This is a genomic window from Ferroglobus sp., assembly GCF_015521575.1.
Taxonomy (GTDB): Archaea; Halobacteriota; Archaeoglobi; order Archaeoglobales; family Archaeoglobaceae; genus Ferroglobus.
On sequence record NZ_WANY01000057.1, the window covers coordinates 1 to 6,863 of the forward strand.

At 43.2% G+C, this 6,863-nt stretch carries 10 protein-coding genes and 1 pseudogene; 3 read left to right on the top strand and 8 right to left on the bottom strand.

Features of this window, described 5'->3' with window-relative positions:
- Together F7C14_RS02210 and F7C14_RS02215 are read left to right on the top strand one after the other, a co-directional pair.
- Nucleotides 1-355: pseudogene (locus F7C14_RS02210) on the top strand (hypothetical protein); the annotation flags it as partial.
- A 203-nt stretch (nucleotides 356-558) separates the two neighbouring features.
- Nucleotides 559-936, top strand: a complete 378-nt coding sequence (locus F7C14_RS02215; RefSeq protein ID WP_290899542.1) for a hypothetical protein — start codon at nucleotides 559-561, stop codon at nucleotides 934-936.
- A 519-nt stretch (nucleotides 937-1,455) separates the two neighbouring features.
- Here the strand turns inward: F7C14_RS02215 and F7C14_RS02220 are convergent.
- On the bottom strand, nucleotides 1,456-2,196 hold the full coding sequence (locus tag F7C14_RS02220) for a tRNA (adenine-N1)-methyltransferase (RefSeq protein WP_290899544.1): 741 nt from the start codon (nucleotides 2,194-2,196) through the stop codon (nucleotides 1,456-1,458).
- Nucleotides 2,193-2,522: a nascent polypeptide-associated complex protein gene (locus F7C14_RS02225; protein WP_290899546.1), complete on the bottom strand. Its 330-nt coding sequence runs from the start codon at nucleotides 2,520-2,522 to the stop codon at nucleotides 2,193-2,195. The genes F7C14_RS02220 and F7C14_RS02225 overlap by 4 nt, the downstream gene beginning before the upstream one ends.
- 50 nt (nucleotides 2,523-2,572) lie before the next feature.
- Between F7C14_RS02225 and F7C14_RS02230 the strand changes: the two genes are divergently transcribed.
- Nucleotides 2,573-3,343 (top strand): hypothetical protein, encoded by a 771-nt coding sequence (locus tag F7C14_RS02230; RefSeq protein WP_290899548.1) that lies wholly within the window; start codon nucleotides 2,573-2,575, stop codon nucleotides 3,341-3,343.
- Here F7C14_RS02230 and F7C14_RS02235 read toward each other — a convergent pair.
- The 6 genes from F7C14_RS02235 to F7C14_RS02260 form a co-directional block, all read right to left on the bottom strand.
- Entirely contained in the window at nucleotides 3,329-3,538 is a 210-nt protein-coding gene (locus F7C14_RS02235) for a histone family protein (protein ID WP_290899549.1), read from the bottom strand. The genes F7C14_RS02230 and F7C14_RS02235 overlap by 15 nt on opposite strands.
- A 168-nt stretch (nucleotides 3,539-3,706) precedes the next feature.
- On the bottom strand, nucleotides 3,707-3,928 hold the full coding sequence (locus F7C14_RS02240) for a hypothetical protein (RefSeq protein ID WP_290899550.1): 222 nt from the start codon (nucleotides 3,926-3,928) through the stop codon (nucleotides 3,707-3,709).
- A 14-nt stretch (nucleotides 3,929-3,942) separates the two neighbouring features.
- Nucleotides 3,943-4,746, bottom strand: a complete 804-nt coding sequence (gene aroE / locus F7C14_RS02245; protein WP_290899552.1) for a shikimate dehydrogenase — start codon at nucleotides 4,744-4,746, stop codon at nucleotides 3,943-3,945.
- Nucleotides 4,743-5,510 (bottom strand): NAD(+)/NADH kinase, encoded by a 768-nt coding sequence (locus F7C14_RS02250; protein ID WP_290899553.1) that lies wholly within the window; start codon nucleotides 5,508-5,510, stop codon nucleotides 4,743-4,745. The genes aroE and F7C14_RS02250 overlap by 4 nt, the downstream gene beginning before the upstream one ends.
- The gene (locus tag F7C14_RS02255) at nucleotides 5,507-6,289 is read right to left on the bottom strand and encodes an inositol monophosphatase family protein (RefSeq protein ID WP_290899555.1); all 783 of its coding nucleotides are present in this window, start codon (nucleotides 6,287-6,289) and stop codon (nucleotides 5,507-5,509) included. The genes F7C14_RS02250 and F7C14_RS02255 overlap by 4 nt, the downstream gene beginning before the upstream one ends.
- Nucleotides 6,286-6,863: thiamine pyrophosphate-dependent enzyme (locus F7C14_RS02260; RefSeq protein ID WP_290899557.1), on the bottom strand; the 578-nt coding region annotated here is incomplete at its 5' end. The genes F7C14_RS02260 and F7C14_RS02255, both read right to left, overlap by 4 nt.

Consider the following 6,863-nt stretch of genomic DNA (forward strand, 5'->3'; position numbering starts at 1 on the left):
GTTTATTACTGTGAACGCAAGCAGCCTTGACATGCACCCGAAAACGATAAATCTGAAATCGAAAGGGAAGTGGATTACGGCATACATTGAAATACCGGGCTACGACGTAAACAAAATAAACATTTCAACAGTCTACCTGAACGGAATAATCCCAGCTGTAAACGATACCAAGTATGGGTTTGTAAGGAATCCAAAGATTAAGGACAGGGATGGAGATGGATATCCAGAATTGATGGTGAAGTTTGACAGACAGGAAGTCAAAAAGGTGTTGAGAGAAGGAAACGTTACAGTATTCGTTATCGGAAAGATCGATGGTATATACTTTGTTGGCAAAGATTTGGTGAGGGTAATATGAGAAGTCAGCAGGAGGTAGTCCTCTATACCCAATTACTTCAATTCTTTTTTATACTACTTCTTAGTGTTATATTTGGATTCGGATTGCCTTACGAAGACCGTTTTGTTTGGTTATATCCTTTCATGAGCTCGGCGTTATCGTTTGTGGCGCGGATGTTTATTGAGCGAAGCAAATATGAGTTAAGAGATAAGGAAGGACGTAGAGTGCCTGCATGGAAGACAAGTATCTACGAACGATGGTCGAAAGGTTACAGAGGCGTAAAGGTAAGAGATCTACCCGACTGGTTTTTGCCCATTCACATTGCTTTTTTCACGGTTATGAGTGTAGCCTACGTGCTAATAGCCTCTCTTATCGTTGGTGAATTGATATTCCTTAAAGCAGAATATTCCCCTCTCTCCATCCCCCTCGTCGTCTTTTACCACTTTGTAACGGACTTCGAGGGGTGGAAGAGGATTTTAACAAATCCAAAGGCTTTCTACTACAGCTTCATCTATTCTGCTGCAGGCGTAATTTTCTGGTTCGTAATGATGCAGATTGGTGTGTTTCCGAGCTTTAGGGAATTGTTCATGGTGGGCGAATGAGAAGCTCTAAGTACAGATCCCTGAAATTGGTAACCTTTTTTATTTTTGTTATTACCTTGCTCCTGCTTACTGGCACGACCTCAGTGCTCGTCAGAAATATGTTCACTGGAGAGGATAGTCTCAGACCATTTTTGCTGTTGATCATTTATATCTTAATTGCAGCAGCAAGTTTAAACCTCCATCTTAAAATGAGTTATGATACAGGCAATATTAAACAAACTTTTTTGCTGTGTTGAGCATAGTGTTTGGACTGACAGTTATTTTTACCCTTAGGCGTATATTGTTTGAAAAAGCTGGTACAATGGAATTTATTGTTCTCTTCATATCTTTCATTTTGCTTTTATTGAGTTTTCTGAAATTTATTGAGTATTTAAACGAGAGGAAAAAAGTCTGAAATAATAATGTTCGTCACCGGTTCAGTAGAGGGCAAATATATTTTGTCGAGGAAGACAATTTAATGGTACCACCAAAATTAAGTCTAATTGGTTGAATAATATCATTGAAGGTAATGTTTAACGATCAAACCTTCCTTCCAAAAACCAAATAACCCGTGTGGAAGATTTCCGTAAAGGGTCTCGTTCCGACTCTTTTGAACTCAAGGTTTATCTTCACGAGCTCGAAGGCTTCGAGCTCTTTGAAACCAACTTCTCTCATCTTCTCGTAAACAGCCTTGGTCTGCTCGATGTAGGGGTTGTAAACAACGCAGTAGCCTGCTTCTTTTAAAATCTCCCAAGCTTTTGGTAAAAACTCGACGTCATCCTTCATATCCAAAAAGACGAGATCGAACTCTTTCTTAAAGCCGTCAGCGACAAAAATGGCATCTCCGACAATCTGATGGATGTTTTTCAATCCCGCCTTTTTGAAATTTTCTCTGGCAATTTTGGCAAAGTCTTCCCTTTTTTCGACCGTCACGACCTCTCCATACTTGTTGAAGTAAGCGAGATATGCGGCGACAACTCCGCTACCGGTTCCTGCGTCAAAAATAAGCGAATCCGGTTGTAAGCCTGTGTAAGCTATCACCGCTCCGATATCCTTCGGCATCACTGGGGTCGGTCCTTTTTTGAAAAGTTGGAAGAACTTCGAAGCGTTGAAGGGAATGATGCTGAACTCGTAGCCGAGGTGTGTCTTTACCTTATCCCCGAACTTCTTGCTTCTCAATTCTTCAAGCTTTATTATGCCCTTGTGTGTATGCAATTCTCCTTCGAACTTCTCAACTAAGAAAGCGTTTCTCCCTCTGATCAGAACGACTGGCGGTTTCATTCTCCTTGTAATTTCATTAAAGCTTCCGCAAGATCTCCTTTAGCCTCTTCGAGGGCTTTTCTTGCCTCCTCCTCACTAACTCCGGCTTGCTCCATTAGAAGTTTGACATCTTCTTCGTTTATTGCGACTTTTTCAACGATTTCGTAGCTTCCGGTAACTTGGAAAGTCTCTATTCCCTTGGCTGAAATTTTGTTTACCACCGGATTTTTGAAAACGTAGTCTGCATCTTTTGTCTTTATTATAACCTCCTCAGCTTCGATTGTCTCCATTTCTATGCCCATCTGCTTCATCATCTTTTTCATCTGATTCGGATTTAACGGTAGCATCGAAGAAGAACTTCTTTAAACTTTATAAAAACTTTGTCTTAGCAATTTTCGTGCTGATTCTTGTCGTTGGAGTGGGACAGCACGTGGGAAAGACGAAAGTGGCTGAGGAGATCGTGAAAGCTTTTAAAGAAGAAGGTTTTGCCGTGACGTTTTCGAAACCGTTATCGACTCTCAACGCCTTTTACCACGCAAAAGCTTTTGAAAGAATTCTTGAAGTGGAGGAATTCGTCAGTCATGATGTTCTGAGGGTTAACGAGCTTGTAAAAAGCGAGGAGGGATTCGAAGTTTTAAATCCAGTTTTCTCTCTCCTTCTTCCCATCGATTTGGAGTCCGTAGACTGGAATACAGCGAGTTTGGACTCTCCAATTTTCCAGACCGCCATTATTAGAGTTGAAAAAAGCACTTACGTCGTGGAGCCGGTGAGCAGATTTGTAAAGTCGTTCTTCGAGAGAATTGAAGGGATTTTAAGAAAGAGAGAATTTTCGAGAGTTGAAATTGACGAAGTGGACGATCTCTTACTTTCTGGAAGGGAGTTGTCGAACGATATTTTGAGGAAATTGAAGAGGAAAAGCGAAGTTCTGGTTGTTGAATCCTCAGGAAACCTCGCTTACCCTAACGAGGAGTCCCTCGAAGCTGATAGGGTTGTCATAGTCACCCCGGGAAAGTACTTTGTTTGCGACGGAGAAAGATACAGAAGGGCTGCTGAAATAGCGGGAAGGCTGATGTACCTAAGATGCGAAGATGTCGTTGAGATTTTGAAGCCAAAAAGAGGTTATGAAAATATAAAAAATTTAATAAAAATGGAATTACTGAACCATTGAAGCAGCGAGTTTTATGTCCTCAGCTGTGACGGTCTTTCTTCCGGCGTGCTTGGCAATTTCAACAGCTTTCTTCGCTATCTTGGTGCAGTAGTCCTCCAAAGCTTCGACCATCTTTTTGACAGCCTCTTCACTAACTCTCTCAGCACCAGCCTTTCTAATCAATCTGTCAACCGGTGCGAGTGGCAACTCGGTCATGTTCTAACACCTCCTTACTTAATTTTCAAAATAAATCGGTATAGGTTAAATATATAGTTTTCGGTGTTAGAATCAGCAGCTTACTCTAAACCTTGCGTAGGGTTGTAAAAATTATTGAGTCGGTGACTTTTCTAACGGGACGACTTGAATAAAAATATGGGAAAAAATTCAACCCACTAATTCAAGGAGGTCGTTCTCGGTTCCGCAATTGCAGCAAACTACGTAGACTCTCCCTTTGCCCTTTCCCTTAACTTCTATTCCTTTTTCATCCTCTTTGAAGTCTATAAACCAGACGACGTCTTTGAAACTTTTCCCACATTCCTTGCACTTAAGCTCGGGATGTTCTCTGACGAATTTTATGTAATCGAGAGTCGTCATGCCCTCCATCATGTTTTTCAGTTGACTTACTCTGGATAAAAGCCTAACTTTTTCAGCAAAGCCTCTTTCATAACTTCCAGCGGGGGATAAAATCCGTTCCAGATCTTGAAAGCTTCGTAAGCTTGGTAGAGCAACATTTCGTATCCGTAGATAACTTCTTTTTCGAGCTCCTTGGCTTTTTTAACGAAGAGCGTTTCTGCAGGATTGTAAACCATGTCGAAGACGACAGAAGCTTTCTTTATTACATCTTCTTTAACTGGTAAGGCTTTTTCCATCCCTACCATTCCGAGGGGGGTTGCGTTTATCAAAACGTCGAATTTCATTCTTTCGAGCTCTCCCGTTTTCACGAAGTAACAGCCAGCCTCTTTCGCAAGCTTTCTACCCCTTTCTTCGGTTCTGTTGGTTACGTAAACCTCTCCGCCCCTCTCCACGAGCGAAAAAACGGCAGCTCTCGCAGCCCCACCGGCTCCTATAACCAAAAATCTACTGGAAAAATCGACGTTATGCTCTTCAAGGGACTTCACAACACCGTATGCGTCGGTGTTGTATCCTTCCATGCTTTCGAGCTTTACGGTATTTACAGCTTTAATTTTTTCAGCCACTCCCTTTGCTTTTACGAATTGAAGAACTTTTTCTTTGAAGGGTATCGTCACGTTTAGTCCAACAAAGCCGAGGGCTTTTGCTCCGAGCAAAGCTTCTCTCAAGTTTTCTGGCTTTACCTCCAGTTTTAGGTAAATAGCGTCGAGTTTTAGATGTTTGAATACGGCGTTAAACATGTCTGGGCTTAGGGAGTGCTTTATTGGGTAGCCTATAACTCCGAAAAGCTTCATGTTAACTCTCTCACTTTTTTCGACATTCTTTCAAGCCTTTTCTCAACTTTAAAAAATTTCACTGGATACTTGGACTTCTTCACTTCCACACTTTCCCCCGGCTCTATGACGATGGACTTCTGTCCGTCAGCCACAACAACAGCCTCTCTCAATTCAATTTTAGCTAAGATCGTTCTCTCCCCGCTAACGACCCAAGGTCTCCATCCGAGTCTGAAGGGAGAGACTGGAGTAATTACGACGGCTTCAAGCTTCGGATCGATTATTGGGCCACCAGACGAGAGGTTGTATGCTGTGGAGCCGAGGGGTGTTGAGAAGATCATACCGTCTGATCGAATTTCCTCTATCAATTCTCCGTCGACGCAAATTTCGAACTTAAGGAGTCTTGAGGGCGTGTGAGTGAGAACGCTCACCTCATTAAGGGCTCTTAAAATGCTTCCCTTCACCTTAGCCTCTATCCTCATGAAGCTCTCGTACTCCATACTTTCGAGAGCTTTTTCGAGCTTATTTTCGAAATCCTCCGCATTAGCGTGGGAAAAAATTCCAACTCTTCCAGTATTGACGACGAAGGTTGGGGGGACGTTCTTTATTTCCTGTACGGTCCTTAAAACTGTTCCGTCTCCACCTACAATTACCAGTGCTTCGAACTCCTCAAGTTCGGTGGAGGGTGAGGGGAAGACTGTGACGTCGCTAACCCTTTCTAAGAACCTTCTCACTCTCTCAGCTACGCTTTCCGACTCTTTTTTGTAAACGAGAGCGACTCTCATAGCACTCTTAGAATTTTTTCGTGGAGTTTCTCGTTAGCAACTACAAGCCTGAACCTCTCCTCCATGCTCACAACTTTTTCCTCAACGCTTTTTCCCTCTGGATCGCTTATTTTAGCCTTCGCATTTTTCGCTATGAACAAAGCTGCGGCAACGTCAAAACTTCTGAGGTAGCCTACGACCTCATCACCTCTCCTCTCGCTCACTCTGATGTCTATAAAAGCGTCAATCGCCCCTTCAGCAACGTAGCAGATCTCCAGTGAAGAGCAGCCGTAGATTCTGACTCTCTTAAAAGGGTACTTCTTTTTCGGATAGTAAATCACGACGTCACATTCGACATCTTCCTTCTTTGAAACCTCTATTTTCTCACCATTTTTATACGATTTGTTGTTGAGAGAGTAGTACTCGTCTCCGGTGGCGAGGTTCATAACGTAACCGAAGAAAGCGTCTCTTATTCTCTCACCCTTCAAAAAACATAGAGAAATTGAAAAAATCGGAATGCCTCTCGTTGCGTTAAACGTTCCGTCTATTGGGTCGAGGGCAACGGTCACTTCCCCTTCTCCAACGACTCCGGACTCTTCGGTAACAACTCTTAAGTCAGCTTCCCTCAATATTTCGAGGGCTTTTCTTTCAGCTACCAGATCAATTCTCTTCGTTGGCGTTCCGTCCTTTCCGATTCCAACTACTTCTCCAGCTTCTCTCTTACCGCTAATCTTAACTACCTCTTTTTTTACCTCTTCTCCGATTTTTCTCGAAAGTTCTAAGGCTTCTCTTTCCTTCATTGCTGTAGGAGGTTGTACTTCTTTATGTTTTCATCCGCAATTCTCTGAAGCTCTTCTATTATCTTCTTTCCTTCTGGATGCTTGAACAAGTGCCTAAACCTCCTTTGAGCCTTCAAGTATTCTTCCACGGGCTTCTTCTCTTTGATCTTCATAACCCTCACGAGCTTTCCGTGTTCGAATTCTACGAGCGGGTACAATCCGGTTTCAACGGCGAGTCTTGCCACTTCGACCGTCTGCTTGCTGTCGATTCCCCATCCGGGAACGCAGGGAGAGTGAACGTGGATGTACTTCGCTCCCTCGAACTCAACTGCCCTCTTTACCTTCCTCTTCAAGTCGTTCGGGTAGCCTACTGAAGCTGAAGCCACGTAGGGAATTCCGTGAGCGACTGCTATGCTCACCATATCTTTCTTCTTCCCTATCTTTCCGGGCTGTCTTTTTCCAACCGGTGTTGTTGTTGTTCTCGCTCCCGGAGGAGTTAACCCGCTTTGCTGATTTCCCGTGTTCTGATAAGCTTCGTTGTCGTAGCAGATGTAGAGGATGTCGTGATCCCTATCGAACGCTCCGGAGACCATAC

Excerpts from the sequence above, each read along its gene's own strand:
- aroE (WP_290899552.1), bottom strand. The coding sequence starts at position 4,746 with ATGAAGCTTTTCGGAGTTATAGGCTACCCAATAAAGCACTCCCTAAGC.
- F7C14_RS02220 (WP_290899544.1), bottom strand. The coding sequence starts at position 2,196 with ATGAAACCGCCAGTCGTTCTGATCAGAGGGAGAAACGCTTTCTTAGTT.
- F7C14_RS02225 (WP_290899546.1), bottom strand. The coding sequence starts at position 2,522 with ATGCTACCGTTAAATCCGAATCAGATGAAAAAGATGATGAAGCAGATG.
- F7C14_RS02235 (WP_290899549.1), bottom strand. The coding sequence starts at position 3,538 with ATGACCGAGTTGCCACTCGCACCGGTTGACAGATTGATTAGAAAGGCT.
- F7C14_RS02240 (WP_290899550.1), bottom strand. The coding sequence starts at position 3,928 with ATGATGGAGGGCATGACGACTCTCGATTACATAAAATTCGTCAGAGAA.
- F7C14_RS02255 (WP_290899555.1), bottom strand. The coding sequence starts at position 6,289 with ATGAAGGAAAGAGAAGCCTTAGAACTTTCGAGAAAAATCGGAGAAGAG.
- F7C14_RS02250 (WP_290899553.1), bottom strand. The coding sequence starts at position 5,510 with ATGAGAGTCGCTCTCGTTTACAAAAAAGAGTCGGAAAGCGTAGCTGAG.